30 protein-coding genes are annotated in these 23,944 nt (G+C 63.4%); 16 read left to right on the forward strand and 14 right to left on the reverse strand.

The window, feature by feature from the left end:
- Positions 1 to 29: 29 nt before the first annotated feature.
- The 4 genes from HV753_RS07850 to HV753_RS07865 all read left to right on the forward strand — a co-directional run bounded on the left by HV753_RS07850 (position 30) and on the right by HV753_RS07865 (position 1,908).
- Positions 30 to 485, forward strand: a complete 456-nt coding sequence (locus tag HV753_RS07850) for a hypothetical protein (protein WP_175173898.1) — start codon at positions 30 to 32, stop codon at positions 483 to 485.
- Positions 475 to 969, forward strand: coding sequence for a hypothetical protein (locus HV753_RS07855; protein ID WP_217481451.1), 495 nt, complete (start codon positions 475 to 477; stop codon positions 967 to 969). Before HV753_RS07850 ends, HV753_RS07855 begins: the two co-directional genes overlap by 11 nt.
- Positions 953 to 1,219 carry a hypothetical protein gene (locus HV753_RS07860; RefSeq protein ID WP_175173900.1) on the forward strand — a complete coding sequence of 89 codons (267 nt, stop codon included), beginning with the start codon at positions 953 to 955 and terminating at the stop codon, positions 1,217 to 1,219. The genes HV753_RS07855 and HV753_RS07860 overlap by 17 nt, the downstream gene beginning before the upstream one ends.
- Before the next feature lie 221 nt (positions 1,220 to 1,440).
- Positions 1,441 to 1,908 carry a carboxymuconolactone decarboxylase family protein gene (locus tag HV753_RS07865; RefSeq protein ID WP_175173901.1) on the forward strand — a complete coding sequence of 156 codons (468 nt, stop codon included), beginning with the start codon at positions 1,441 to 1,443 and terminating at the stop codon, positions 1,906 to 1,908.
- A gap of 22 nt (positions 1,909 to 1,930) precedes the next feature.
- Here the strand turns inward: HV753_RS07865 and HV753_RS07870 are convergent, their stop codons facing one another.
- The 4 genes from HV753_RS07870 to HV753_RS07885 form a co-directional block, all read right to left on the reverse strand.
- Positions 1,931 to 2,920, reverse strand: coding sequence for an Lnb N-terminal periplasmic domain-containing protein (locus HV753_RS07870; RefSeq protein WP_175173902.1), 990 nt, complete (start codon positions 2,918 to 2,920; stop codon positions 1,931 to 1,933).
- Positions 2,921 to 2,946: 26 nt separating this feature from the next.
- A complete protein-coding gene (locus tag HV753_RS07875; protein ID WP_175173903.1) occupies positions 2,947 to 3,564 on the reverse strand; it encodes a YiiX family permuted papain-like enzyme in 618 nt (205 codons plus the stop codon).
- A complete protein-coding gene (locus HV753_RS07880; RefSeq protein WP_175173904.1) occupies positions 3,561 to 3,728 on the reverse strand; it encodes a hypothetical protein in 168 nt (55 codons plus the stop codon). The genes HV753_RS07875 and HV753_RS07880 overlap by 4 nt, the downstream gene beginning before the upstream one ends.
- Positions 3,729 to 3,974: 246 nt before the next feature.
- Entirely contained in the window at positions 3,975 to 4,661 is a 687-nt protein-coding gene (locus HV753_RS07885) for a DUF3313 domain-containing protein (RefSeq protein WP_175173905.1), read from the reverse strand.
- Between the two features lie 219 nt (positions 4,662 to 4,880).
- Between HV753_RS07885 and HV753_RS07890 the strand changes: the two genes are divergently transcribed.
- Positions 4,881 to 5,075 (forward strand): hypothetical protein, encoded by a 195-nt coding sequence (locus HV753_RS07890; RefSeq protein ID WP_175173906.1) that lies wholly within the window; start codon positions 4,881 to 4,883, stop codon positions 5,073 to 5,075.
- A 123-nt stretch (positions 5,076 to 5,198) separates the two neighbouring features.
- A complete protein-coding gene (locus HV753_RS07895; RefSeq protein WP_175173907.1) occupies positions 5,199 to 5,831 on the forward strand; it encodes an FMN-binding negative transcriptional regulator in 633 nt (210 codons plus the stop codon).
- On the opposite strand, the gene HV753_RS07900 is transcribed toward HV753_RS07895, so the two are convergent.
- Entirely contained in the window at positions 5,791 to 7,062 is a 1,272-nt protein-coding gene (locus tag HV753_RS07900) for an MFS transporter (protein ID WP_175173908.1), read from the reverse strand. The genes HV753_RS07895 and HV753_RS07900 overlap by 41 nt on opposite strands.
- A gap of 96 nt (positions 7,063 to 7,158) precedes the next feature.
- Between HV753_RS07900 and HV753_RS07905 the strand changes: the two genes are divergently transcribed.
- From HV753_RS07905 to HV753_RS07915, 3 genes are all read left to right on the forward strand, one after another.
- Positions 7,159 to 7,893 (forward strand): ArsR/SmtB family transcription factor, encoded by a 735-nt coding sequence (locus HV753_RS07905; protein ID WP_175173909.1) that lies wholly within the window; start codon positions 7,159 to 7,161, stop codon positions 7,891 to 7,893.
- A 159-nt stretch (positions 7,894 to 8,052) separates the two neighbouring features.
- Positions 8,053 to 8,718, forward strand: a complete 666-nt coding sequence (locus tag HV753_RS07910) for an N-acetyltransferase (protein WP_175173910.1) — start codon at positions 8,053 to 8,055, stop codon at positions 8,716 to 8,718.
- A gap of 222 nt (positions 8,719 to 8,940) precedes the next feature.
- Positions 8,941 to 9,213: a hypothetical protein gene (locus HV753_RS07915; protein ID WP_175173911.1), complete on the forward strand. Its 273-nt coding sequence runs from the start codon at positions 8,941 to 8,943 to the stop codon at positions 9,211 to 9,213.
- Here the strand turns inward: HV753_RS07915 and HV753_RS07920 are convergent.
- The 3 genes from HV753_RS07920 to ypfJ form a co-directional block, all read right to left on the reverse strand.
- Positions 9,210 to 9,974, reverse strand: coding sequence for a DUF1828 domain-containing protein (locus HV753_RS07920; RefSeq protein ID WP_175173912.1), 765 nt, complete (start codon positions 9,972 to 9,974; stop codon positions 9,210 to 9,212). The genes HV753_RS07915 and HV753_RS07920 overlap by 4 nt on opposite strands.
- Positions 9,971 to 10,507, reverse strand: a complete 537-nt coding sequence (locus HV753_RS07925; protein WP_175173913.1) for a hypothetical protein — start codon at positions 10,505 to 10,507, stop codon at positions 9,971 to 9,973. Before HV753_RS07925 ends, HV753_RS07920 begins: the two co-directional genes overlap by 4 nt.
- Before the next feature lie 184 nt (positions 10,508 to 10,691).
- A complete protein-coding gene (gene ypfJ / locus HV753_RS07930) occupies positions 10,692 to 11,546 on the reverse strand; it encodes a KPN_02809 family neutral zinc metallopeptidase (protein WP_175173914.1) in 855 nt (284 codons plus the stop codon).
- An 86-nt stretch (positions 11,547 to 11,632) separates the two neighbouring features.
- On the opposite strand from ypfJ, the gene HV753_RS07935 reads away from it, so the two are divergent.
- The 4 genes from HV753_RS07935 to bamC all read left to right on the forward strand — a co-directional run bounded on the left by HV753_RS07935 (position 11,633) and on the right by bamC (position 15,114).
- The gene (locus HV753_RS07935; RefSeq protein ID WP_175173915.1) at positions 11,633 to 12,259 is read left to right on the forward strand and encodes an L-threonylcarbamoyladenylate synthase; all 627 of its coding nucleotides are present in this window, start codon (positions 11,633 to 11,635) and stop codon (positions 12,257 to 12,259) included.
- 72 nt (positions 12,260 to 12,331) lie between these two features.
- Complete coding sequence (locus tag HV753_RS07940) at positions 12,332 to 12,979, forward strand: site-2 protease family protein (RefSeq protein ID WP_175173916.1); 648 nt, start codon at positions 12,332 to 12,334, stop codon at positions 12,977 to 12,979.
- Positions 12,980 to 13,066: 87 nt separating this feature from the next.
- On the forward strand, positions 13,067 to 13,972 hold the full coding sequence (gene dapA / locus HV753_RS07945; RefSeq protein ID WP_175173917.1) for a 4-hydroxy-tetrahydrodipicolinate synthase: 906 nt from the start codon (positions 13,067 to 13,069) through the stop codon (positions 13,970 to 13,972).
- A 17-nt stretch (positions 13,973 to 13,989) separates the two neighbouring features.
- Complete coding sequence (bamC, locus tag HV753_RS07950) at positions 13,990 to 15,114, forward strand: outer membrane protein assembly factor BamC (RefSeq protein ID WP_175173918.1); 1,125 nt, start codon at positions 13,990 to 13,992, stop codon at positions 15,112 to 15,114.
- A gap of 156 nt (positions 15,115 to 15,270) precedes the next feature.
- Here bamC and HV753_RS07955 read toward each other — a convergent pair whose 3' ends face one another.
- The 4 genes from HV753_RS07955 to HV753_RS07970 all read right to left on the reverse strand — a co-directional run bounded on the left by HV753_RS07955 (position 15,271) and on the right by HV753_RS07970 (position 20,375).
- Positions 15,271 to 15,498 carry an endopeptidase gene (locus HV753_RS07955; protein ID WP_175173919.1) on the reverse strand — a complete coding sequence of 76 codons (228 nt, stop codon included), beginning with the start codon at positions 15,496 to 15,498 and terminating at the stop codon, positions 15,271 to 15,273.
- A gap of 217 nt (positions 15,499 to 15,715) precedes the next feature.
- Positions 15,716 to 16,909, reverse strand: a complete 1,194-nt coding sequence (locus tag HV753_RS07960; protein ID WP_175173920.1) for a ribosomal protein uL16 3-hydroxylase — start codon at positions 16,907 to 16,909, stop codon at positions 15,716 to 15,718.
- A complete protein-coding gene (gene mutS, locus HV753_RS07965) occupies positions 16,906 to 19,560 on the reverse strand; it encodes a DNA mismatch repair protein MutS (RefSeq protein WP_246288194.1) in 2,655 nt (884 codons plus the stop codon). Before mutS ends, HV753_RS07960 begins: the two co-directional genes overlap by 4 nt.
- Before the next feature lie 281 nt (positions 19,561 to 19,841).
- Positions 19,842 to 20,375: a phosphonate degradation HD-domain oxygenase gene (locus HV753_RS07970; protein ID WP_175173921.1), complete on the reverse strand. Its 534-nt coding sequence runs from the start codon at positions 20,373 to 20,375 to the stop codon at positions 19,842 to 19,844.
- Between the two features lie 281 nt (positions 20,376 to 20,656).
- Here HV753_RS07970 and HV753_RS07975 point away from each other — a divergent pair, with 281 nt between their 5' ends.
- From HV753_RS07975 to HV753_RS07985, 3 genes are all read left to right on the forward strand, one after another.
- A complete protein-coding gene (locus tag HV753_RS07975; RefSeq protein ID WP_175173922.1) occupies positions 20,657 to 21,565 on the forward strand; it encodes an aldose epimerase family protein in 909 nt (302 codons plus the stop codon).
- Positions 21,566 to 21,661: 96 nt separating this feature from the next.
- A complete protein-coding gene (locus HV753_RS07980; protein ID WP_175173923.1) occupies positions 21,662 to 22,018 on the forward strand; it encodes a hypothetical protein in 357 nt (118 codons plus the stop codon).
- Between the two features lie 130 nt (positions 22,019 to 22,148).
- Entirely contained in the window at positions 22,149 to 22,517 is a 369-nt protein-coding gene (locus tag HV753_RS07985) for an antibiotic biosynthesis monooxygenase (RefSeq protein WP_175173924.1), read from the forward strand.
- Here HV753_RS07985 and HV753_RS07990 read toward each other — a convergent pair.
- Both HV753_RS07990 and HV753_RS07995 read right to left on the reverse strand, forming a co-directional pair.
- On the reverse strand, positions 22,508 to 22,717 hold the full coding sequence (locus HV753_RS07990; RefSeq protein ID WP_246288195.1) for a hypothetical protein: 210 nt from the start codon (positions 22,715 to 22,717) through the stop codon (positions 22,508 to 22,510). The genes HV753_RS07985 and HV753_RS07990 overlap by 10 nt on opposite strands.
- 207 nt (positions 22,718 to 22,924) lie before the next feature.
- The gene (locus tag HV753_RS07995) at positions 22,925 to 23,938 is read right to left on the reverse strand and encodes a zinc-binding alcohol dehydrogenase family protein (RefSeq protein ID WP_175173926.1); all 1,014 of its coding nucleotides are present in this window, start codon (positions 23,936 to 23,938) and stop codon (positions 22,925 to 22,927) included.
- Between the last annotated feature and the right edge of the window lie 6 nt (positions 23,939 to 23,944).

Here is a 23,944-nt window from a genome sequence, read left to right on the forward strand (position 1 = left end):
TGCATACGCTATTCAGGAGCAACACCACCATGGAACCCGGTTCAACAGGCCTAGGAGGCCTTGCCGCCTTGAAGGTCGCCATGGCGTACGGCATTCCCGCCGCGATCACTGCCATGCTTGGCCTGTTGATCATGCCGCCGCGTACCGTTCGGGAATTCACCGTGCGCACCATATCCACCGTTGCGTGTTCCTTCCTGTTCGGCCCGGCGCTGGCGGGTGCCGTCATCGCCTGGAAGCCCACCTTGATGGAGGCCATGACGTGGCTGGCCCATCACGGCGCGGGCAGTGATGACGCGCTGCTGGCGAAGTTCTATGTGCTGGGGCCCAGCATGCTACTGGCGGGATTGCCTGCATGGTGGGTGCTGGGAGCGTATATGCGGTGGATGGCCAGCATGCGGCAAAAAGGCGTGCTGGTGTGGTTGGCCGACGTCCGTGCCAAATTGCTGGGCATGCGGCAAGGCGGGGGAGATGGCCGTGGATCTTGATCTCATCAACGGCTCTGCCATCTCTCCTGCGTTGGCGCTGCTGCCTGCGCGGATGGACGCGCCAGAGGCGCGCGTCATGCTGTTGGCGATCGGCTTGCAGGAAAGCCGCTTTCTGCACCGCCGTCAAATCGGTGGTCCGGCGCGTGGATTCTGGCAGTTTGAAAAAGGAGGCGGCGTACGTGGGGTGCTGACGCATCCAGTCAGCCGCAACGAGGCCAGTCGGATTTGTCGCGTCCGCAATGTCGTACCGATGGCGGCAGCTGTGTACGAGGCATTGGACAAGGATGATGTGCTTGCCGCCGCCTTTGCCCGTTTGTTGCTATGGACGGATGCCGGGCGGCTGCCAGCGATCAACGACGCGCAGGGCGCTTGGGATCTCTATTTGCGGACTTGGCGTCCCGGCAAGCCGCATCCGCAGACGTGGCATTCGTTGCATGCCCAATCAGTGGCAGTGGTGGGAGGGCAGGATGCGCGCGTGGCTTGAGCGATTCCAGGGAATGGTGGTGGCGGCAGGTGCGGCCATCGTCTTGTTGTTGATGGCGTATCTGCGGGGGCGCGGCGCCGGCCGCAGCGCCGAGCGCGAGGAACGGGCCAATCGGATCAACGGGCAGGCCGAGCGTGCCCGTCAGGAGGGGAAGCATGTGCAGGAACAGACGGCTCGCATGGATGACGCTGCAATTGCTGCTGAGCTTAAGCGCGATTGGGTGCGCGGCGCCCGCAAGAGTGGGCGTTGAATATTGCGAGCACGCGCGACCGATCTATTTTGGCGATGCGGACCAGGTAGACACCACACCAGCCGATATCCGTCGGCAGATTCACGAAGGCAATGCGACCTGGCGGACGTTGTGTGGGCGGGGGTAGGCGATGGCCTAGTTCCTATTGCAAATTATGGATCTGTTGGTGTGGACCAAGATACGGCACCATAGCCGTACTGAACTCTCTCCCAGGACGCACCATGACTTCCCGCCTTGATTACGCCAAAGCTTCCCCCGATGGTTACAAAGCCTTCGGCGCTGTGTATGGCTACCTGCAGAAATGCGGACTTCCCAAAATACTGATCGACCTGGTTTATCTGCGCGTGTCGCAGTTGAACGGCTGCGCCTATTGCATCGACATGCACTCGCGCGACTTGATCAAGGCAGGGCTGACCGTCGACAAGCTGGTGCTGGTGCCGGTCTGGCATGAGGCGGGGGCGGTGTTCAGCAGCCGCGAGCGCGCAGCGCTGGCGTGGGCGGAAACCGTCACGCGCGTGGCCGATACCGGTGTTCCAGATCAAGCCTACGCCGCTGCTGCCGCTGAATTCAATGACAAGGAGCTTGCCGACCTGACCTACGCGATTGGGCTGATGAATGCGTTCAATCGCCTGGGGATCTCGTTCCGAGCGACGCCGGCAGCCACGGCTGCCGCGGAAGGCAAGGGATGACGCCTTGCTAGAGGCGGGAGGGTTACGAGGGCTTGATTCCCGGCACCTGTTGCCGGATATCTCGTGAAAATTCCGTCGCCGTTCCACTCGCCAGCGCCCGATCCGTATAGCGCCCCAGCCGGCGATATTGCGCGACGCTGTCCGCGCCTTCCAGGACGTGCAGGTCGTACAGGTATTCCGGCAAATAGCCCGACACCAGTTGCCGGTAGTCCAACGGCAGGCCGGGCACGATGCGACGCGCCATCTGGAACACGATGGTGCTGCAGTTGGCGGTCAGCGTGTGATAGAAGCGCGGCGTGTCGCGCAAGCGGTTGGCGCTGTCAACGTAAGCCAGGAACAGCGACCGGGCATCGTCCAGGGGCATATGGACGCGGTATAGATAGCCGTCTTCGCCCCGCACGTTGGTGCGCACGCGCAGGCTGTCTTCTTCCGTGGATGCGATGACGCTCAGTTCATATTGTTTGAAGAAGCCGCCGATCTCTGAAAAGTTGTCGCCTGCCTTGCGCCGGATTTCCACCGAGAAGACCACGTAATTGTCGTGGCCGAAACCAAATGACACCAGGGCGTGGGCGATGGCGGGACGGTTCCAGTAAGACAGCGCCACATCCACCGATTGCAGCGCGTCCAGCGCGTAGTGTCGCGTTTCCCAATGGGGCGTGAAGTCGGTGCGCGTGCGCCAGTCGAAATTGCGGATGTTGTGCAGCGTGACCTGGTTGCCATCGACTTCGCCATGGGTCTGCCGTGCAACCTCCGGAAGCCAGTTCCGGTCATTGGATGGCCGGATGGTGTGCCACCAGATCAGCAACGCCAGCACGGCTGCGATGAATGCGTAAGCGGCGGGATGCCACGCGGGCCAGGCCAACGCGGCAATGGCGGCAAGCGCCGACGCCAGCCAGGCTAGCGTCAACACGGTTCTTGCGCCGCGCGGCAACGGTGCGCGTATCCATAGCGCCAGCGCGCCCCAAGCGGCGACGAGCGCGACGGCGGTGCCTGTCAGGATGGAAGCGATCATGGGGTTCCAGATCGGGCCAGGAAGGGTCAACGGTCGCTGACGGTTGCCAGCATGTCTGATTCGTACATGGCCGCGGGCGAGATGATGGGCTCGTCCCAGGGGATGTTCTTGCCGTAGCGTTCCTGCATCTTGGCCTGCACGGCGGGCGAGCTCAGATCAAAGCGCTTCAGTGGTGCCAGCGCGCCGATTTCCAGGCCCAGCGTGCGCTGGTAGATTTTCCAGACAAGCTCCGAGCAATAGATCTTGTCGTCCGACCAGCCAAACACCAGGTCGTAAGGCTTGCCCACGTAGGTCGCGCCGGTTGCCGCCAGTTGTTCGCGCACGACGGGCGTCAGTAGCGCCGCGTCGCGCAGGCGCTTGACGACATAGTGGCCGCGTTCGCCTTGTGCCACCCATTGATCCAGCGGGGTGTAGCTCACGCGGGCGGCCGCCTCCAGCACGTAGGGGAGGCCCTGTCGCGTCACGATCATGCCCATGTGGCTATAGGGAGAGTGCGTGGCCTGCTGGATGGCCAGGCTTTGTGCTGACCTGGATTGTTGGAACACCAGGTCGCCGGTCTGCACATCGGGGGCGGCGGCAGCGGCCAGGGATAGCGTGGACAGCGCCACCGCGGCGGCGGAGCGCGTCCAGGCTGATAGCGTCATGTACGAACCCGGCTGGCCGCCGGCGGTTCTTTCTTGGCGCGCGGTTTAGGCGCGGGCTTCTTGGTTTCGGGCGGAGCATCAAACTCCTGTTTGTTGCGCTCACCGCGTGGGGTGTTTTCCGGATGGGGTTTGGGAAAAGCCCAGGGCTTCGTTTTCTGATCCATTGCATGTACTCCTTGCACAGGCGGAACAGTAGCATTAGCCGTGGCCGTGAGTAAGTGAGGGTTGACGTCAATATTCATCACATCGTGATTTTTAAGAAAAATTTGGGCAATTGGACCGCATTGGCGGCAACTATGTTCCCCACCTGCGGTGCAATACGCATCCGCAGGCCGAACCGCAGTGTGATGCGGGGCGCATGTTATCGCGGATTCACGGTGTCGGCGATGCCAGACCGCCAGCCTTTTCAGCTAGGGCTTCGCGTTCAGCCAGTTGCGGTCGAATTGTTCGCGCACCTGCCGCGCCCAGTCGTCGATGGCCGAACGTACGTCGTCCGCCGTGGGCTTTTGGTCTGCGGGAAGATTGCTGCCGGTGACGGTGCCCAGCGACGCAATCAGCAACTCATTTGTGTTGGCGTCGCGTACCGAGGCCTCCATCAGCAGGCGAGCTGATTGATCGCGATAGCCCGCTGCCTTGGCGGTCTGCCCGATGACGTAGCCGATCGGAATGTACTCCATCGCCCTGGGATCACGGTCGTTCTTGAAGGTGCCGGTGATCGCTGCTCGCACACGTAGCGCGTGTGGCGCGGGCTTTGTCAGCAATTGATAGCCTGCTTGCGAAAATTCTCGATGCACGGCCTCGTTCATGTAGGCCAGCACACGTTCGCGCAACGCCGGGTTGTCCTTGAATCCCAGATCGTCTGGCCGGTCGCCGGGGATGTAGGTCATCGTTTCCAGGATCAGTTTCTTTTCGTACACGCTGCCGATCGACGGGCCGGGGCGTACCCAGACGCGCCCGGCGCTCCAGGCTGGGTCAGGCTGAAGCTGCGTCTGGCTTTCGCCGAGCGACGTGGAATAGTCTTGCGCACGGGGCAGGTTGGTGCAGCCAACCAGGGTGATGACGACACAGGCAGCGGCCAAGGTCAATCGGGAGGTCATGGGCGTTCCTTTCCAGGCAATGGCGGCATCCGTGCCGGCGCAGCGTTGATTATCTGCCGGCACCCGCCAGCCCGTGCCGTTTTTTTGCGGGCGGCTGCCGGGCGCGGGCTTGGGTAAACCCTCTCAGGAAATGGAGATCATCCTTCTTCCCGGGCGGCGAGTGGTTCGCAGGGAAGGCGGGGGGGCTACGATGGAAGGCGTGCACATAGGGAGGAAACTATGGACACCGCGAAAGATTGGTACGCCGCTGTCAAAGAATGGCAGCGCGCCCGAGATGAGCTCACCACCGCGATCGCCGCGATCAAATGGCCCAACCCCACGCCGGGATGCCTGGCGAGCTACGACCGTGCCTATGCGCTTGAAACCGAGGCGCGGGACCGCATGAATCAGGCCTACGAGCGTGTTCGACGATAGGCCGCCGGCCCGCTGTCACGCCGGAATCGTCTTGCTGGCTCCATAAAAGAGAAATCTGATGGCCCTGTGCATGGAGCCACGAAGGCGGTATGTTGTGTTTTTCCCAGCAACCACGCCGCCGCCATGTATCTGCCGTCCGCCTTTCGTGAAGACGATCTTGCCGTCCAGCACGACTTTATCCGCGCCCACCCGCTGGGCGTTGTCATGACCAGCGGGGAGGGCGGGCTGATGGCCAACCATATCCCCTGTCTACTCTATCCAGAAGGCCCGCACGGCGTGCTGCGCTTGCACATGGCGCGCGCCAATCCGCAGCTGGCGCACCTGGCGGCTGGGCAAGAATGCCTGGTGGCCTTTCATGGCGCGCAGGCCTACATCACGCCGTCCTGGTATGCCACCAAGGCCGAGACGCACAAGGTCGTGCCGACGTGGAATTTCGTGGCCGTGCACGTCTGGGGCACGCCCGTGATTCAGGACAATCCCGCCTGGCTGCGCGCTCAGCTGGATGCCTTGACCGAAAGCCAGGAAAAGGCGCGCACCCAGCCTTGGAGCGTGGATCAGGCGCCCGCCGATTTCATCGCGGCGCAGATGCGCGCCATCATCGGCGTGGAAATCCCGATCTCGCGCATCGAAGGCAAATGGAAAGTCAGCCAGAACCGCACCGTCGCCGATCGCCAGGGCGTGGTGGAAGGCCTGGCGAATGAACGCGGTGATGCCGTCATGGCTGGATTGGTGGCGCGACGGGGTGGTCCGGCCTGACGGCGCTTGCGCCCTTGCCGGCGGCAAAGCAGGCGATGGCTGCGGCTTGCAGCAAGGCGGCCACCGCCAGGAAGCCCACCATCGATTCACCCGTGGCGTCCAGCAAGGTGCGCAGCAATCCGAACAAGGCAGGCGCAAATGCATAAGCGCCTTGAGATAGCGCCACAATCAGCGGTACGACGCGCGCGGTGTCTTCGCGTGCGAATTCCGTCTGTGCGATCAGGGGCGGCAGCGAGGTCGCGTTGCCGATGCCGGAGCCAAACAGCACTACCCCCGTCCATACGGCCCATTGATGCTCTGCCGCCAGCATCAGGATGAGCGATCCGCAGATCTGGATGCCGTAAGCCAGGCAGGCCACTTTGCGGCGATCCACGCCAGCCGGCATCAGCCATCCCACCAAGGTGCGTCCCGCGATGGCGGCTGCGGTGGCCAGGCCCATGGCCACGCCGGCCATCTGCGCACCCAGCAAAGGGGCCAGCAGCGATAACAGATGAGCGATCAGGCCGATCTGCGCAAACAGCCCCAGTGCCATGCCGCCCGCCAGCGTCAGAAACGCACCATCACGCCACAAGTTGCCCACGCGCGGCTGCGTCAGGGTGCCGGCGCTCGCGGGCGTGGCCACGCGGTCGCCGTCGGCAAGCTGGCCCAATTGCCGCGGCGTGATGGCAAAGACCTTGCGTGACAGCACCGCGATCACGGCAACCATCAAGACCCCCACCCAGAGCGCGGCCTGCGCGAACCCCACCTGAGCAATCAAGAACACCCACAGCGGAGAGAACACAATGCCGCCCACGCTGGCGCCGTTGTAGGCCATGCCCAGCGCGGCAGGACGCCGCCGCACGAACCATGGCGCGATCAGCGCGTTGACCGCGGCGGCGCCCAGGGCCACCCAGCCCATGCCGCTCAACACGGCGGCCGCGTACAACTGCCAGGGCGCCATCGCCAGCGACCAGCCCGCCGCGCCCAGCGCCAGCAGCACCGCCCCGGCGAAGGTGGTTTGCGGGACGCCGGCGCGTCGATACAGGCGGGGCAGGTTGGCGACCACCACGGTGCCCGCCAGAAAGTGCAGGGTGACGGCGCCCGACACCAGCGCCACGCTCCAGCCCGTGCGCTGCACCACGGCATGCAGAAATACGGGAGGACCGTAAAAGCCGACACCCCAACCGAAGATGGCCAGCGTGAACGTAGCGGCCAGCACTTTCCAGCCAAAGAAGGGGCGATCAGAAGTCATGGTTTTGCGTTCTTTTGCGTAGGTGTCGAATGTCTTGTCGGGATGATTCGCAGTATGCTTGGGTCCTGCACACAACACTTTGGCTTACAGCGAATCATGGAATCCGAGTTCGCCGACATCAATCTATCGGCCGTGGCGGGCGCCATTGCCGACCCGGCCCGCGCGCGCATGCTGTGCCAGCTGCTGGACGGCCGAGCCCGTACGGCGACGGAACTGGCCGTGGCGGCCGACATCGGCGCTTCCACGGCCAGCAGCCATTTCCAGCGATTGCGTGAACAGGGGCTGGTCGACATGGCGGTGCAAGGCAAGCATCGCTACTTCCGCCTGGCCAATAGCGAGGTCGCGCATGCGCTTGAGGCGCTGTTGGTGGTGGCTGGCGCCGAACGCGCGCCGTTCAAGCCCAACACGCCATCGGCCCTGCGGGAAGCCCGCACGTGCTACGACCACATGGCAGGCACGCTTGCCGTGCGCATCCACGACGCCATGCTGGCACGCCAATGGCTGGTGGCCGACGGCCGCGACTACGTATTGACCCCGTTGGGCGAGGCCTCACTGGCGCAGGTCGGCGTGGATGTGGCGCAGGCGCGGCAGCGCCGTCGCCGCTTCGCGTGCTCGTGCCTGGACTGGAGCGAACGTCGCTCGCATCTGGGGGGAGCCCTGGGTGCCGCGCTGTTGGATGCGCTGGAGCAACGGGGCTGGATCAGCAAGGATCTGGACTCGCGCGCGCTTTCCGTCACGCGCAAAGGCACGCAGCAGTTTCCGGCGTTCTTCGGCAAGGCCGATGCGTCCGCGGCCGGCGGCTGGCAAGAGGGCAAGCATGCAGCGGCATAGCCTGAACTTGTCCGTGCCGCGCAACAAGGGTTCCGTTTTCAGACGGCGCATCGAACACAGCCATTCCAGCCGCGAATGCGGCTTTTTTTTCGTCGGTTTGAAGCCGGCGCACACCAATCTTTCAGCCACTCGCTGATCAACCCACACCAGGAGGTGGCCTTGCCTACGTTGGCACTGCACGCATACCGTTCCTTGTCGCGTTTCGTGACGGAACTTCGCATCGACGTCAATCATGCTCCGCACGAGGTGGAGAAAGAACTCGATGCCATACACAATCGGATGACTCGTCCTTTGGACCGCTTGCATGGGCTGCCGGAGGTCAAGACGGATATCCCTGGCATTGTGCTTCGCTATCGCGAAGCCGACGGCGAGTACTACGTGTATGTGGTGGATGTGCGGCGCGATCGCGTGGCGGGCTATACGGTGTTCAACCGGTTGATCGAAGTGGGCAGGCGGGCCGACCCTTACGTGCGTGCGCCGCATTCAAAATATGCCGCGCCCTATCAGGGAATGGGTTTGGCAACGGCGGTCTATCGATGGGGATTGGACGCCGGGCTCTGCATCATCAGCGGCGCGCGCCAATCCGCAGGCGCGCACCGCCTCTGGATGGGCCTGGCACGGCATTACGAACTGGGCTACGTGGATCTGCGGCGCAAGCAGTTGCGCTACCTGGGCGCTGATGTTGCCGCCCCGGTGCTGGAGGACCTGCATACGCGGATGATCCTGCTGGGCCGGGGCTGGAAATTGGCGGATTACATGCAGGCAACGGGCATGACTTGGTCCGAAGATGCGCTTTCGCAACAGGACCTAGGGAAATCCCGATAAACAGGCTGCAAGTGGCGTTTGGCGCACGGGCCATGCCAGGCCACAGACCGCATCAGGCTTGCCGATGCGCCAAATTTCCCGTCCGGTTTCCTAGCATGTGAGAAATGGGGACGTAGGTCTCGCACCGCAACAATGTTTCTAGCTACTGCCTGCGTTACAAAACATATCTGAACTGTCATGAACAGGCGGGGTATGCTCGATTGGAGAAAGAGGGCATCCGAAGTGCATCAGAACAATTTGATCTACAAGGGATACCGGCTTACGGCCAAGGTCTCCCGGGGCGCGGACGCTGAAGTCCAGGCGTTGCCCAGCGGCCCCGTATTCGTCGCGTCGATAATGGTGGTTCAGGCTGGCGCGGTGCTGGAAGGCGGCGACGAATATCCGGTTCCCCGTTTCGCCGACGGCGGTTTTGTCTTCAGTCCGCGAGAAGCCGTGCACGCAGCCATATTGCATGGCCGCGAGATCGTTGACGGCCTGACGAACATGCCGTCCTAGCCGGAAAAGACTTCCCGCCAATCCCGTGTCTTGGCTAGCGTCTGCACCGTCGCGGACTGCTCGAGTATGGTCACGGCCTTCTTGAATTCCTCAGCCGACGCGCCGTCTTCCAAGATGACCATGCGCGAATTGCGCGCATCCGCCATTTTCACGTCCGACATCTTGCCGTGCGTCTGGTAGACCTGGGTCCAATCCATTTTCTTGCCGGCCTTGAGCGCGATCGGTTCGATGTAGGTCAGCGCCGTGCTGCCGGCTGAGCGAACCGCGAACGCGAAGTCCGCCGTGTGGCCGCTACTGCCCTTGGCGCGCGCGCCCTTGACCATGCGATTCACACCGACGCCTTCGGCCAGCGCACGGCCGACCTGGGCGCGGAACCGCAATTGACTGAACTTGGGCATCCACTTGGCGCACTGGAAGGACAGGGCCATCGCCAGCTTCACCGCATCCCACAGCGCTTCCTGCAACTGTTCGTTGGGGCCTGATGCGACGATCGCGCCATCGCGGTCGAAGTGCGCCAGGCTGACGCCAGGGGTTTCGTTCAACAGATCAATGCGCTTGGCGCCCACTTCGATGCCGTAGCTGGATGCGTGCATCGAAGTCTCACAGGCGTCGGTCAGGTAGAACGACGTGTCGTCGGGATGCGCGATGAAGAAGGCGGCATGCTGGCCGTCCAGCCCCAAGGTCATGGGCGACACCGCGCGAATGGCGTGTTCACCGGCCGGCAGGACAGTCCAGCCGGAGGCTTCCAGAAAATTGCTCATAGGATCAGTTCGATTTGGCGGCCTTTGAGGGGATGCGCAAATCCGCCGGCAAGCGTCAGGTTCGCTCGCGGCAGGAAGTACTGCATCAGCGCGCCGATATTGTGCAGGGCGGGCACGATGGGCTCGGCATAGCCTTCGCCTTCGTCCACCCAGATATGTTCATGACTGCGGTCTGCCAGCGGCTTGCGGTATTGCGGCCGGCCCACGCCCACCAAGCTGGTGTGGAAGGAATCGTCCGTGTCCACGCCAAACACCCGGTGCGGGCCGACAAACAGGCTGGCACAGAACGCTTCCGTCAGGAAGATCGTGGCCTGGCCGTGCACGGCGGTGCGGGCACCGCGATAGGTCAGCCGGAAAATCACGTCGTCGCGCACGTCGCCCTTGACCTTGCACGCACAGGCGAACTCCATCCATTGGAGGTTGTTGGCGGCGGGCTTGGGAATCCAGGAGATCGGTTTAACGGTTTCCTTGGGTTCGGCAAGGATCTCTTGCACCTCATCAACGGTGATTAACGGTTCGAACTTGTTGGCCATGGAACAGATCTAGGGTCTTGGAATTGCGCTGCGGATGCGCTGCGCCGCTCGCGACAGGGCGCAGGGAACTCATGCGCGCAAACAGTGCGAGGGGGCGTAATCTTACAAGATGAAGATGGTGGGCTCGCTTTGACTGTATATCCATACAGCCAAAGCGAGCGAGCAAAAGCAGATCAGCGGTGGTTCAAAGCGAACTGGCTGCGAACGTATCGCATTGCTTGATGTTGCCGCTTTCCAGGCCCCGCTTGAACCAGCGCACGCGCTGAGCCGACGAGCCATGCGTGAACGAGTCCGGCACGGCATAACCCTGGGCCTGCTTTTGCAGGCGATCGTCGCCAATGGCAGTGGCCGCAGCCAGTGCTTCTTCGACGTCGCCGCCCTCCAGGATGTTGCGTGCGGCGTTGGCGCGTTGCGCCCACAGTCCGGCAAAGCAATCGGCCTGAAGTTCCACACGCACCGACAGCGCGTTGGCTTGCGAAGGATTGCGGCGGCGCAACTGGTCCACCTGGTCCGATATGCCCAGCAGATGCTGCACGTGGTGGCCGACTTCATGCGCAATCACATAGGCCTGGGCGAAGTCGCCCGGCGCCTTGAACTTGTTCTGCAATTCGTCGAAGAACGCCAGGTCGATGTACACCTTGCTGTCGCCGGGGCAGTAGAACGGACCCATCGCGGATTGGCCCGTACCGCAGGCCGTGGGCGTGGCGCCGCGGAACAACACAAGCTTGGGTGCGACGTACTGGCGGTTGAGATCTTTTTGGAAGATCCCGCTCCAGGTGTCTTCGGTTTCGCCCAGCACCTTGGCCACGAAGCGGGCTTGCGGATCGTCGACGGGCGGTCGCGTGGCGGGCGCCTGCTGCTGGGTTGCGGGTGGTCCTTCGGCCATTTGCAGGACCACGCTGGGATCCACGCCAAAGTACATGGCCACCAACGCAAGTACTATCGTACCGATGCCTATGGTTCCACGGCCGCCGATACGTGGGCCACTGGCTCGTCGGTCTTCCACATTGTCGCTTTCACGCGAGTCATCGAGGCGCATACTGTTTCTCCGGGCGGGTCGGCGTTCCCGCCATTTTGCATCGCCGCGCTGTACTGGGCGGCATTCAAGAGTGTTAGGATAAACCCATGGCCCTGCATTTATCTATTCATCCCGCGAATCCTCAACCTCGCCTGCTCAAGCAGGCAGCCCAATGGCTGAACGATGGGGGCCTTGTGGCCGTACCCACCGATTCCAGCTACGCCGTTGTCGCGCGGCTGGACGACAAGGACGCCGCAGACGGCTTGCGCCGGCTACGTGGCCTGGACGAAAGACATCACCTGACGCTGCTTTGCCGCGATCTCGCCGAAATCGGCCACTTCGCGCGCGTGGACAACAAACAATACCGCTTGTTGAAGGCGGCAACACCGGGCCCGTGGACCTTCATTCTTGAAGCCACCAAGGAAGTGCCGCGACGGGTATCGCACCCATCCCGCAAGACCATCGGCATCCGCGTGCCGGATCACGTCGTCATGTTGGGCCTGCTTGAGCAAGTGGGGGCGCCTTTGCTTTCCACGACGCTCATCCCCAAGGACGAAACCGACGCCTTGAACGACGCCGAAGACATCCGCGCACGCTACGACCACGATCTGGCTGCCATCATCGACGCGGGCGCTTGCCCTCAATCGCCAACCACCGTGATCGACCTGACCAGCGATGATCCGGTGGTGGTGCGCGTCGGCCGCGGCGATCCGGCCACGCTTGGCCTTGCCTGACTTCCCCTTTTACTGCAATGCCTCGCGTGCCGGCGCTTGCCGGCACGCGGCTCATCTACAATCCGGTTCGCCATGAACGACATCATCCAAACCATTGCGGTCTACGCGATACCGGTTATCTTCGCCATCACCTTGCACGAAGCCGCACATGGCTACGTCGCGCGGATGTTCGGCGACCCGACGGCCTACGAGGCCGGCCGCGTCAGCCTGAACCCGATGCGCCATATCGACCCCGTCGGCACACTGCTGGTGCCGGTGGTCATCCTGCTGGCGTCCAAACTGCTGGGCAGCCCGGGCATGCTGTTTGGCTGGGCCAAACCGGTGCCGGTGGATTTCGGCCGCTTGCGCCGCCCCAAGCGCGACATGCTGTGGGTGGCACTGGCGGGGCCTGCCGCCAATTTGCTGATGGCAATCCTGTGGGCGTTCTCGCTGCGCATGATGCTGGAATCCGGCATGCAGGAGTCTTTCTGGTTCCAGATGGGTGTGGCCGGGGTGAACATCAACCTGGTGCTGATGGCGCTGAATTTGCTGCCGATCCTGCCGCTGGATGGGGGACGCATCCTGTTCAGCCTGCTGCCGAACCGCCTGGCCTGGCAATACTCGAAAATCGAGCCATATGGCCTGATGATCGTCATCGTCCTTCTAGTGACCGACGTGCTCTGGCTTCTGATGCGTCCGGTGTACGAATTTGGAACGACTATCGTTCAGTGGTTTCTTTAGGATTCCGGCCAATTTCCGTTAAACTCAGCGGTTTCATTGATTCTGGCCCTGAGGCATCCTGCCATGGGGCGTTGGAGCCCTACATTTATGGCATCCCCTGCAACCGCCGCAGGCGTTAATTTCCAGGGCAGCTTGGTGGCCCTGGTCACTCCCATGCAGCCCGATGGCAGCCTGGATTACGCAGCTTATCGGTCATTGATCGACTGGCACGTCCAGGAAGGAACCGACGCGCTGGTGGTGGTGGGCACCACCGGGGAGTCACCCACGGTCTCCATGGAAGAGCACGCGGAATTGATCCGCGTCGCGGTTGAACATGCCGCTGGCCGCATCCCGGTCATTGCTGGCGTGGGCGCCAACTCCACCGACGAAGCCATCCACCTGACGCGCCACGCCAAGGCAGTGGGCGCGCAGGCCGGCCTGTCGGTCGTTCCCTATTACAACAAGCCTTCGCAAGAAGGTCTGTACCGCCATTTCCGCACCATCGCGGAAGCCGTCGATCTGCCAACGATCCTGTACAACGTGCCGGGTCGCACCGTTGCTGACATGAGCAACGAAACGGTTCTGCGCCTGGCGCAGGTGCCTGGCATCATCGGCATCAAGGACGCCACCGGCGACATCGCCCGCGGCGGCCTGCTGCTGCGCGAAGCGCCCGCAAGCTTCCAGGTGTTCAGCGGTGATGACCCCACTGCCGCTGCCCTGATCCTGCTGGGTGCGCGCGGCAACATTTCCGTGACCGCCAACGTGGCGCCCAAGCTGATGCACGACCTCTGTGCAGCAGCCCTTGCCGGCGATGTGCCGAAGGTGCGTGAACTAAACGCCTTCCTGGCGCGTCTGAACAAGGCTTTGTTCGTTGAAGCCAATCCCATCCCCGTCAAGTGGGCGTTGGCCGAAATGGGCCACGGCGCACTGGGCTACCGGCTCCCGCTGGTTGAACTGGGATCGCAGAACCACGAAGTCGTGCGTCGCGCGCTCCAGGAAACGGGTCTGCTCTAAATATCGTGAGGATACGTATGAACAAGCGTCATGCCGGTTTGTCGGCATTGATGTCTCTGGTGTTGTTGGCCGGTTGCAGTGAGGTCAATCAATTCCTGGGCAATGAAGAATCCGTCAACTACAAGAGCGCCGTCACCCAGCGTGGAGAGCCTCTGAGCATCCCGCCGGATCTGACTCAGGCCAACAGCGACCCGCGTTATCGCGCGCCCGCTTCAGGCTCGACGACGTACTCGCAGTTCCAGCAACAGGGCCAGGCGCAAGCCACCGCCCCGAAAACCAGCAACGTGCTTCCTGGCCGCCAGGACATGCGCGTCGAGCGTGACGGCGACCTGCGCTGGCTGGTCGTTGACCGTGCTCCCGAAGACGTCTTCCCGCGTTTGGTCGACTTCTGGACCGAAAACGGCTTTACCGTCGCCAGCAACAATCCTGGCGCTGGCCTGATCGAAACCGACTGGGCGGAAAACCGCGCCAAGATCCCGGAAAGCTGGCTGCGCCAAGCCCTGGGCGCGGTGCTGGAATCGGCCTGGGATAGCGGCGAACGCGAGAAATTCCGTACCCGCGTCGAGCGCGTCAATGGTCATACCGAAGTCTATGTCAGCCATCGCCAGATGCTCGAAAAGCGCGTCGGCACCGATGGCGGTCAAGTGCAATGGCAGAACGGCAAGGAAGATCCGGGCCTGAACGCCGCCATGCTGGCCCGCATGATGGTCTACCTGGGTTCCGACGTGGACAATGCCCGCAAGCTGGTGCAGCAGGCTGAGGCCGCGCCGCAGAAGCCCGCGGTGCAGGAAGACGTGCGTACGCAAGGCTCTTCGTTGCTGGTTGCCGAATCGTTTGACCGCGCATGGCGCCGTGTTGGCGTGGCGCTGGATGGCGGTGGCTTTGCCGTCGATGACCGCGACCGTTCTGCCGGCGACTACTTCGTACGCTATGTCGATACCGACACGGGCGAGAAGAACGAACAGCCGGGCTTCTTCAGCCGCATGTTCTCGGGCGACAAGAAGGCCGAGGCTGCGCAATACCGCATCCACCTGGCCGCCACGGGCGATCAGACCACGGTGACGGTGTTGGACTCTACCGGTGCCCGCGACAACAGCGCCACGGCCCAGCGCCTGCTGAGCGTCTTGAAGGACAAGATGTAAAGTGCGCCAAGCCGGTGCCTTGGCGCCGGTTTGATGTGAAAGGCCCCCTTGCCGGGGGCCTTTTTCTTTGGCGGCGATAGACGCAAAAAAAGCCCCGGCAGTTTGACTGCCGGGGCTTTTTCACGTCTTCAGAGCGGGGGTTCGTCTCTGTTTTTATTAAGACGCGGGCGTGGTCGAGCCGCCCGGGGTGTTCGATCCGCCACCAGGCGTGGTGCCGGGGGTGGGGGCCGGAGCCGGCGACGTCGCCGGAGGCGTGGTGGAGGGTGCAGGTGTGCTTGCGCCCGGAGTGGGGTTGGTCGCGGGCGCCGGGGCATCTTCCTTCTTGTTGCAAGCGCTGAGCGAGACTGCCAGCACCGAGGCAATAATCAAGGTTTTGCTCATCATTTTTGGACTCCTGTAGATGACGACTCTTGAAACCCCCTTAGGGGAAACCAGAACTCAGGCTACAGGAAGCCGACGCTCGATCGCGTGTAAAAGTTAAAAAGGTCGCATCCCAACGGCAACAAACCTTTCAGCTCCGTGTTATGTCTTTCCTTATGTGACCGGAAGCATAGACCTGATTGCTTTCTGTGCAAGTCAGATACGCGCAGGTGTCTGGATACTACGCCGCGACGTAGTGAATCCACCCCGAATCCAACCAATCCGCCAGACATGACCGTGCGTCGTCCGAAAGCTTGGCGCAAGCCGGGTCCGAGCAATCCAGGCTGCGCGCGTCTGCCAGCGTACGCAGCGCGGCTTCGGCGGGCGTCATCGCGGTTTCACCGTTGATGAACAGTTGCTTGCCGCGATACAGCATGCGGCTGCGGCGATCCAGCACAAGGCGGCCGGATGCAGGCCAGTCCTCTTCAAGATCCACGTTCATGCCGTCGGGTGCGTCGAACACGCTGAGGTTGTGGGGCTCGGTGAGCCAGCAGCCCAAAAAGCGTGAAGCCAGCGCATCGTCGAAGCGCAGCTTTTCAACGGTTTCAAGCGTGGCAGCCACCAGGGCATCGGGCAGGGCAGCCGGGGTGTCGACGGCCGGTTGGCCCGGATCCCGGTAGACGGCCGACAGCTTCGGGCCGGGCAAGGCCGGTTCGCCGTAAGGACCACCCAGCAGCCCGACGCGCGCCATGACCTGATCGGCGGCGGCTTCCAGCAGACCGCGCGCAAGCGTCGCCTGCGTGGGGGCGCGGAAACCGATCGAGATCGTCATGCAGCCATCGCCCACGGCGATGCCGTCATGGGCAGCCTGCGGCGGCAGGTAAAGCATGTCGCCAGGGGCCAGCACGGCTTTTTCCTCGGGCTGGAAATTGCTGAGGATCTTCAGCGGCAGACCCTCTTCCAGCGACAGGTCTTTCTGGCGGCCGTAGCTCCATTCACGTTCGCCTGCGGCTTGCAGCAGGAACACGTCATAGCTGTCGAAGTGCGGGCCCACGCCGCCGCCGTGGCTGGCGATGCTGATCATTACGTCATCCAGGCGGGCGTCGGGAATGAAGCGGAACAGTCCCATCAGTTCGGACGCCGCATCGCTCAGCAGGTCCACGCTTTGCACCAACAGCGTCCAGTCCCCTTCATTGTCTTTGGGCAGACGGGCGAACGGGCCATTCTCCATTTGCCATTCACCGTTCTCACGCCAGATCAGGCGCGATTCCACGTCATCGCGGCGTGCCAGCTTCTTGATGGCGGCAATGGTCAGCGGCGGCTTGAAGTTGGGGATGGCCTGGCGGATCAGCAGCGGCTTGCGCTGCCAATAGCGGCGCATGAAGTCGTTGGGGCTTTGGTTGCCCAGCAGCGGCAGGCGTTGGTCGAGGTTCATTGAAGGTGCTTCTTCAGGCGGTAGAGGGCATCCAGCGCTTCGCGCGGGGTGAGGCTGTCGGGGTCGATGCCGGCAAGCGCTTCGCGCAAGGCGTCCAGCGCTTCGATGGTGTCCGAACGCTCGGACTCGGCATAGGCCTGCGCGTCGGCATCTGCGGCCGCCGAGAACAGGCCCAGTTGCGGTGTGGGCGAACCCTGCGCTTCCAAGCGTTCGAGTTCGCGCGTGGCTTGACGGATCACGGCGGCGGGGACGCCGGCGCGTTGCGCTACTTGAATCCCGTAGCTGCGGCTGGCGGGGCCTTCACGCACTTCGTGCAGGAAGACGATGCCGCTGGCCGATTCCGCCGCAGCCAGATGCACGTTGGCGGATGCCGGCTGTTCCGCCGGCAGTCGCGTCAGTTCAAAATAGTGGGTGGCAAACAGCGTCAGCGCACGGTTGTGGGCCAGCAGGCGGCAGGCAATGGCCCAGGCCAGGGCCAAGCCGTCATAGGTGGACGTGCCGCGACCGATTTCGTCCATCAGCACCAGGCTGTTGGGCGTGCTGGCCGACAGGATGGCGGCCGCTTCGGTCATTTCCATCATGAAGGTCGAGCGTCCACCCGCCAGGTCGTCGGCTGCGCCGATGCGGGTGAAGATACGGTCGATCTTGCCGATCCGGGCGCGTGTGGCCGGCACGAAGCTGCCGATGCGCGCCAGCAGAACAATCAACGCTATCTGCCGCATGTACGTCGATTTACCGCCCATGTTCGGGCCGGTGATCAGCAGCATGCGGCGCGCGGGATCCAAGCGGCAACCGTTGGGGGTGAAGCGTTCGATGGCGTGTTCAACCACCGGATGGCGGCCGGCTTCGATATCGATATCGGCCTGTTCGGACAGGTCGGGCGCCATCCAGTCGTGGCGGCGCGCATGGTCGGCCAGCGCCGCCAGCGTGTCCAGTTCAGCCAGTGCGGCGGCGCAATCCGACAGCGGCCGCACGTGTTCGGCCAGCACATCCAGCAATTGCTCGAACAGCCACTTTTCACGGGCAAGCGAACGGTCTTGCGCGGACAGTACCTTGTCTTCCCAGGTCTTGAGCTCGGGCGTGATGTAGCGTTCGGCGTTCTTCAGTGTCTGGCGGCGGCGGTAGTCTTCCGGCACCTTGGCCGTCTGGCCCTTGCTGACTTCGATATAGAAGCCATGCACGCGGTTGAATTCCACGCGCAGGTTACTGATGCCCGTGCGCTCGCGCTCACGCGCTTCCAGTTGAATCAGGAAGTCGCCGCCGTCTGCTGCCAGGCCTCGCAGTTCGTCCAATTCAGCATCGAAACCCGTGGCCAGCACGCCGCCGTCGCGGATGGCCACGGACGGCTCCGGCGCGATGGAGCGCACCAGCAACGCGGCCAGCGCCGGGTCCACGGACAGGTGCGAGATCAATTCGCCCAGGCGGGGGGAGTCCGCCATGGGTTCAACCAGGTCGCGCAAGGCCGGCAGGGACTCCAGCGCATCGCGCAGGCTGGCCAGTTCACGCGGGCGCACCGAGCGCAGCGCCAGGCGCGCGGCGATGCGTTCAATGTCGGGGAAGGCGTTCAGCGCGGTGCGCATCGCTTCCAGCAGGCCGGCCGAGCCAAAGGTCTGTTCGACGTCCATGCGGCCGGCCAGCAGCGCCGAGATGGCTTGCTGACGTGCCAGCGCCTGTTCGTTCTCGCGCAGCGGATGGTGCAGCCACCGGCGCAGCAGGCGGCTGCCCATCGGCGTGCGGCAGCCGTCCAGCAACGAGAACAGCGTGGGCGAGTCTTCACCCGATAGCGTTTGCGTCAGTTCCAGGTTGCGGCGGGTGACGGGATCCAGCAGCACGTATTGGCCTGGGCGTTCGGCCGACAGGCTTTGCACGTGGGCCAATGCTTGCGACTGGGTGCGTGCCGCATAGCGCAGCAGCGCGCCAGCAGCGCAAATGCCTGCTGGCATGTCCTCGATGTCGAAGCCCGCCAGCGTGTCGGTCTTGAAGTGCGCGAGCAGGTGCGCGCGCGCGCCGTCGCTTTCAAAGTGCCAGTCCGGGACGCGGGCGCGGGCGCCGTCAAACGGGAAATCGAAATCGGCGGTGTCGGCGCAGATGATCTCGGCGGGGGCGACGCGGTGCAGTTCGGATTCAAGCTGGGCCGGCGCGCATTCGGTCACGCGGAATTCACCGCTGGCCAGGTTCAGCCATGCCAGGCCGGCGCGCGGCGCGCGCGCGTTGCCCGAGACGAACACGGCGGCCAGCGCGCGATCCGCCTTGGCCGGCAACAGCGCGTCGTCGGTCAAGGTGCCGGGCGTGACGATGCGCACGATGCGGCGCTCGACCGGCCCCTTGGACGTGGCCGGATCGCCGATCTGTTCGCAGATGGCGATGGATTCGCCCATCGCGACCAGGCGGGCCAGGTATTGCTCCATGGCGTGCACGGGCAGGCCGGCCATGGGGATCGGAATACCGTTGGAGGAACCGCGCTTGGTGAGCGTCAGGTTCAGCAGCCGCGCGCCACGTTCCGCGTCTTCATAGAACATTTCATAGAAGTCGCCCATGCGGTAGAAGAGCAGCAAGGGGCCTGCCTCCGCTTTCAAGCGGAGGTATTGCTGCATCATGGGGGTGTGGCCCGCGTGGGCGTCGGCGGCGGTGGTTTGTGTTGCTGAATTCATGCCCGTGATTGTATCGGGCCGGAGAGGGGGCAGGGAAAGGAGGGCAGGACTTGTTTGTCCTGGCGCAGTGGGTTGCCACCAAGATGGTGGCAGCTACAGTCTGGTAGCTCTTCCTCCATGCGCCGCAATCCCTGCGCCAGTCAGCAAATCAACTGGCTGCCTGGCAGGCCAGCAATTCCTTATCGGTAATGACCCATTAAAATCATACGTTTACAAATATCCCTGATATCAGTGATACCTCCATTCCTCGGGGCACGGATTGCGGTCCAGCGCTGGGCGTCTTAAATCGTCCGCAAACACCGCTGGGCAATCCCCAGATAGTGTTCCAGCGGCGGCGTACTCAAACCGACCACCTTGGCCAAGTCGTCATAGCGGCGCAGGCGCACTGCCGCCAGGGCGTGGGGTTGCGTGGTGAACCTTTCGGTCTGCTCCGGCGTGAAGACGCCGCCCTGTAGTTCCAGGCTGTGCACCGAGGCCGGAGACAGCGTATCCACGTAAGCCGGATCCATCGCACCCAGATAGCGTTTGGCCGCGACGTGCAGGCGCACGGGGGCGGTGACGTCGTGGTTGAATAATTGGGCCAGGGCGTCGGCGGCGACTTCCTGGTGGCGCATGTCGGTGGTGATGTTCTCGGCAAGCATGAGGTGGCCGATGTCATGCAGCAGCGCCGCCACGATAAGGGGTGCGGGTTCGCCTGCCTGTTCGGCCAGTTGCGCGCATTGCAGGGCGTGTTCGGTCTGGCTGATGGCTTCGCCGCCGTAGTAGGCGGTGCCGTGGTGGGCGAACAGGGTTTCTAGATAGGGCAACGTAAGCATGGGATACCTTCGCGGGCGGCGGTGTGGCACAGAAGATAGTCGGTCACAGTGACATCTAGATGACCAGATCAGATCGCCAGCAGGGAGAGGCGCCGCGTCGAGCGTGACGCGACCTGCAAGCGGCTGACGGACAGGACGTCCGGGCGTTCGCTTTGCGGGCCCGCGAGGGCGTTGGCTCGGGCGCATGATGAAGGCGCTGCTGCGCTAGGTGAACTTGCCGCGCCGGGAGGCGGGCGGCACAATCCTGCCACGCGGCCTTCTGTGCGCCGTGGGAGTACGAAATGCCGGATTTTCCTTTCGCCGATCCCCTGGATGCGGCCGAGCGCGTTGTCATCGCCAGCGGGGCGCATCAAGCCGAATTCGCGCCGGGCGGGGGCGGGCGTTTGACCCGTCTGTCCACCGGTGCGCATGACTGGATCGTGCCGCTGACCGCCACGGCATGGCCGGCGGGCAAATGGCCGCGCGCGGGGTCTTACCCGCTGGCGCCATATTCCAATCGCATCCGCGACGGTGTGTTCACCTTCGATGGCGCGAGGCACGCGCTGCAATCCGTGCCGGGAAGACCCCACGCGATACATGGCGCGGGCCTGTTTCAGGCGTGGCAGGTGCGCAATCATGCGGCGGACTCGGTGGATCTGGTGCTGAACCAGCCTGCGGGCGTGCTGGGTTGGCCCTGGCCGTTTGAATGCGTGCAGCGCTACCGGCTGGATGCGCGCGGGCTGAGCCTGTCGCTCAGCATCATCAACCAAGGCGAGACGCCCATGCCTTTCGGCTTGGGCATCCACCCGTATTTCACGGCCGAGCGGGTCACGTTGAACGCGCGGCGCGTGTGGCCGGCGGACACGGATGGCTTGCCCACGGGTAGTCAGGTCAAGCATGTACGGGAACTGCGGCAATCGGCCGAGGGCTGCGATATCTACCTGTCGCAATGGGAGGGGCGCGCGACCTTGCATTGGGCGGACGGACATGCACTGGCGCTGCACGCGGACGCGGCCTTTGCGCATCTGGTCGTGTACACCGCGCCGGGCGCTGATTTCCTGTGTGTGGAGCCGGTCACTCAGGTGGCGGACGCCTTCAATCTGGCGGCGGCGGGCGATACGCGGACAGGCATGCGGTTACTGGAGCCGGGGGCGCGCTTCAGTGCGACGGCGTTGCTGGGCCTGACGCTGCCTCGCGCTCAGCGGGGATGACGGGCGCGAGCCCGCGCGATGCTGGCTGAACGCCAGGCTTGGAAACCGCCGGTTCCTCCGGCGATAATCCGGGCAATCCCAATCCAGGAGTCCTACGTGAAAAAGCTCAGCACCGAACAATTGCAGGCTGCGGCCGAGACGCTGCGCCGGGTGCAGGCGAAGCTGGCCCGTTCAGGCAACTTGCCGCTTGAGCCCACCGTTTACGCCAGCGCGAAGGGCTTCCGGCGCAATGTGCCGGAGTACGTCTGGACGTGGCTGTCGGGTCTGTTGGCCCCGCACAAGAGCCTGGCTTCCTGGATGGATACGCATCAAGCCGGCTGGCGCGATGGCAAGACGCCTTCTGCCGTGGTGTACGCCCGGACGGAGACGGGCTGGTTCGACTGGTTGATTGCCGAAATCGAAGCCGAGATCAATGACCCACATGCCCGCGCCAAGCGGGAAGGGCGCGGCTAGGCGCCTCCTGGCGTTCCGTGGCGCATATTGATTGCGGACGCGCATGTCCGCAGTGTTGCGCCTGCCGGCCTCTTTTTTCAGGGGCGTGTTGCGGCCATAGTGGCTTCTGTTGTTTCAACAGGAGCTATTGATGTCGCTTATCCCCAAGGCCATGTTTTCGCCAGCGCCGCAGGCCACGGTATTCATCGTCAACGTCATCCATGCCCATCCCGGCCGGCAAGAGGACGCATTCAAGGCGATTCAGGATGTCGTTCACTATGTGGCGGAAACCAAGCCGGGCTTTCTTTGGAGCAATCTGGCCAAAAGCACGGATGGCAAGACAGTCGTGAATATCGAGGCGATTTCAGGTGAGGGCAACGTGGAAGAGTTCTTCTCTGACCCCGTGTTCTTGCAGAAATTCCGTCAGTTGGATGAGGTGTCCGTGAGCGAATTCCATACCTACCGGGTCGACGATCTGGTGCTGCCAGGCCCCCGGCAGGCGTCGAGCATTCAGCCCTGAGCCCGCCGCGCGCGCGCCCGCACCAACAGGTGAAAGGCCGTTTCCAGAACGGCCGCCGCCAGCAATGCGGCCAGGATCGAACTCAGCACCAGTGAATCCCACAGGCGTGGCGGCCCCACGCGGAATTGGATGGTGTCGAACACCATGCCGGCGACGATGCCGGCCACGATGACGGCCTTCCAGCCTTGTAGCGGAGCCATCCGTAGCATCAACAAGGTAAACGCGGCCATCCCCCACAAGAGAGGTTCCTGCGTTTGTTCGATTAGATGGGCAAGCAGGGGAAACTCCCGGTAATTTCACGTGGCGGAACAGCCCGCTCGAGTTTTTACCGCGTTCTGGCCCGAATGGCGAGATGCCCCGCCAGGAATCTGGCGGGCCCCTAGGGGAAACTGACCGGCCAGCCGGATTCAGAACCCTTCCAGCACCACTTTGCCCTGCGCCTTGCCGCTTTCGATGAAAGCGTGGGCGCGGCGCAGGTTGGCGGCGTTGATCTTGCCGTAGTGCTCGCCCAGCGTTGTGCGCAAGGTGCCGTTGTCGATCAGGCGGGCCGCTTGGTTCAGCAGTTCGTGTTGGGCAATCAGGTCGGGCGTGTTGTGCAGCGGGCGGGCGAACATGAATTCCCAGTGCAGCGACGCGGATTTGCCTTTCAAGAGGCGAACGTCGATCGCGGCCGGATCGTCGATCAAGGCGATCTTGCCTTGCGGGGCGATCGCTGCGGCCATTTGCGGGAAGTGCTTGTCGGTCTGATTCAGGCCGGCGATGTAGCTGACGTGATCAAAGCCGATGCGCTTGAGTTCTTCCGTCAGCGGTTTGCCGTGATCGATGACGTGATGGGCGCCCAGCTCACGTACCCAGGCTTGCGTTTCGGGCCGCGAGGCGGTGCCGATCACGGTCAGGCCGGTCAGTTGGCGTGCCAACTGCACCAGGATCGATCCTACGCCACCGGCCGCGCCGATGACGAGCAGGCTGCGTTGGCTGGGCGCGGCGTTGTCCAATACCCGCAGGCGATCGAACAGCAGTTCCCAGGCGGTGATGGTCGTCAGCGGCAGCGCGGCGGCTTGCGCGAAGTCCAGGCTGTCAGGCATGCGGCCGACGATGCGTTCGTCCACCACATGGCGTTCGCTGTTGGCGCCTGGGCGGTTCAGGGCGCCTGCGTACCAGACACGGTCGCCGGGCTTGAACAGGCTGGTCTTGGCGCCCACGGCGCGCACGATCCCGGCGGCATCCCAACCTATGATTTCAGGCTGGCCATCCTTGGGGGCACGATTGGCGCGGATCTTCACGTCCACCGGATTGACGGAAATGGCGTGCACGTCGACCAACAGGTCATGGTCACCGGGCACGGGTTCGTCCACGGTGATGTCTTGCAGTGCGTCGGCGTGGTCGGCAGGCAGGTTCTTGAAGTAAGCAATGGCTTTCATGGGGCG

It is taken from the genome of Achromobacter pestifer (genome assembly GCF_902859625.1).
Taxonomy (GTDB): domain Bacteria; phylum Pseudomonadota; class Gammaproteobacteria; order Burkholderiales; family Burkholderiaceae_B; genus Achromobacter; species Achromobacter pestifer.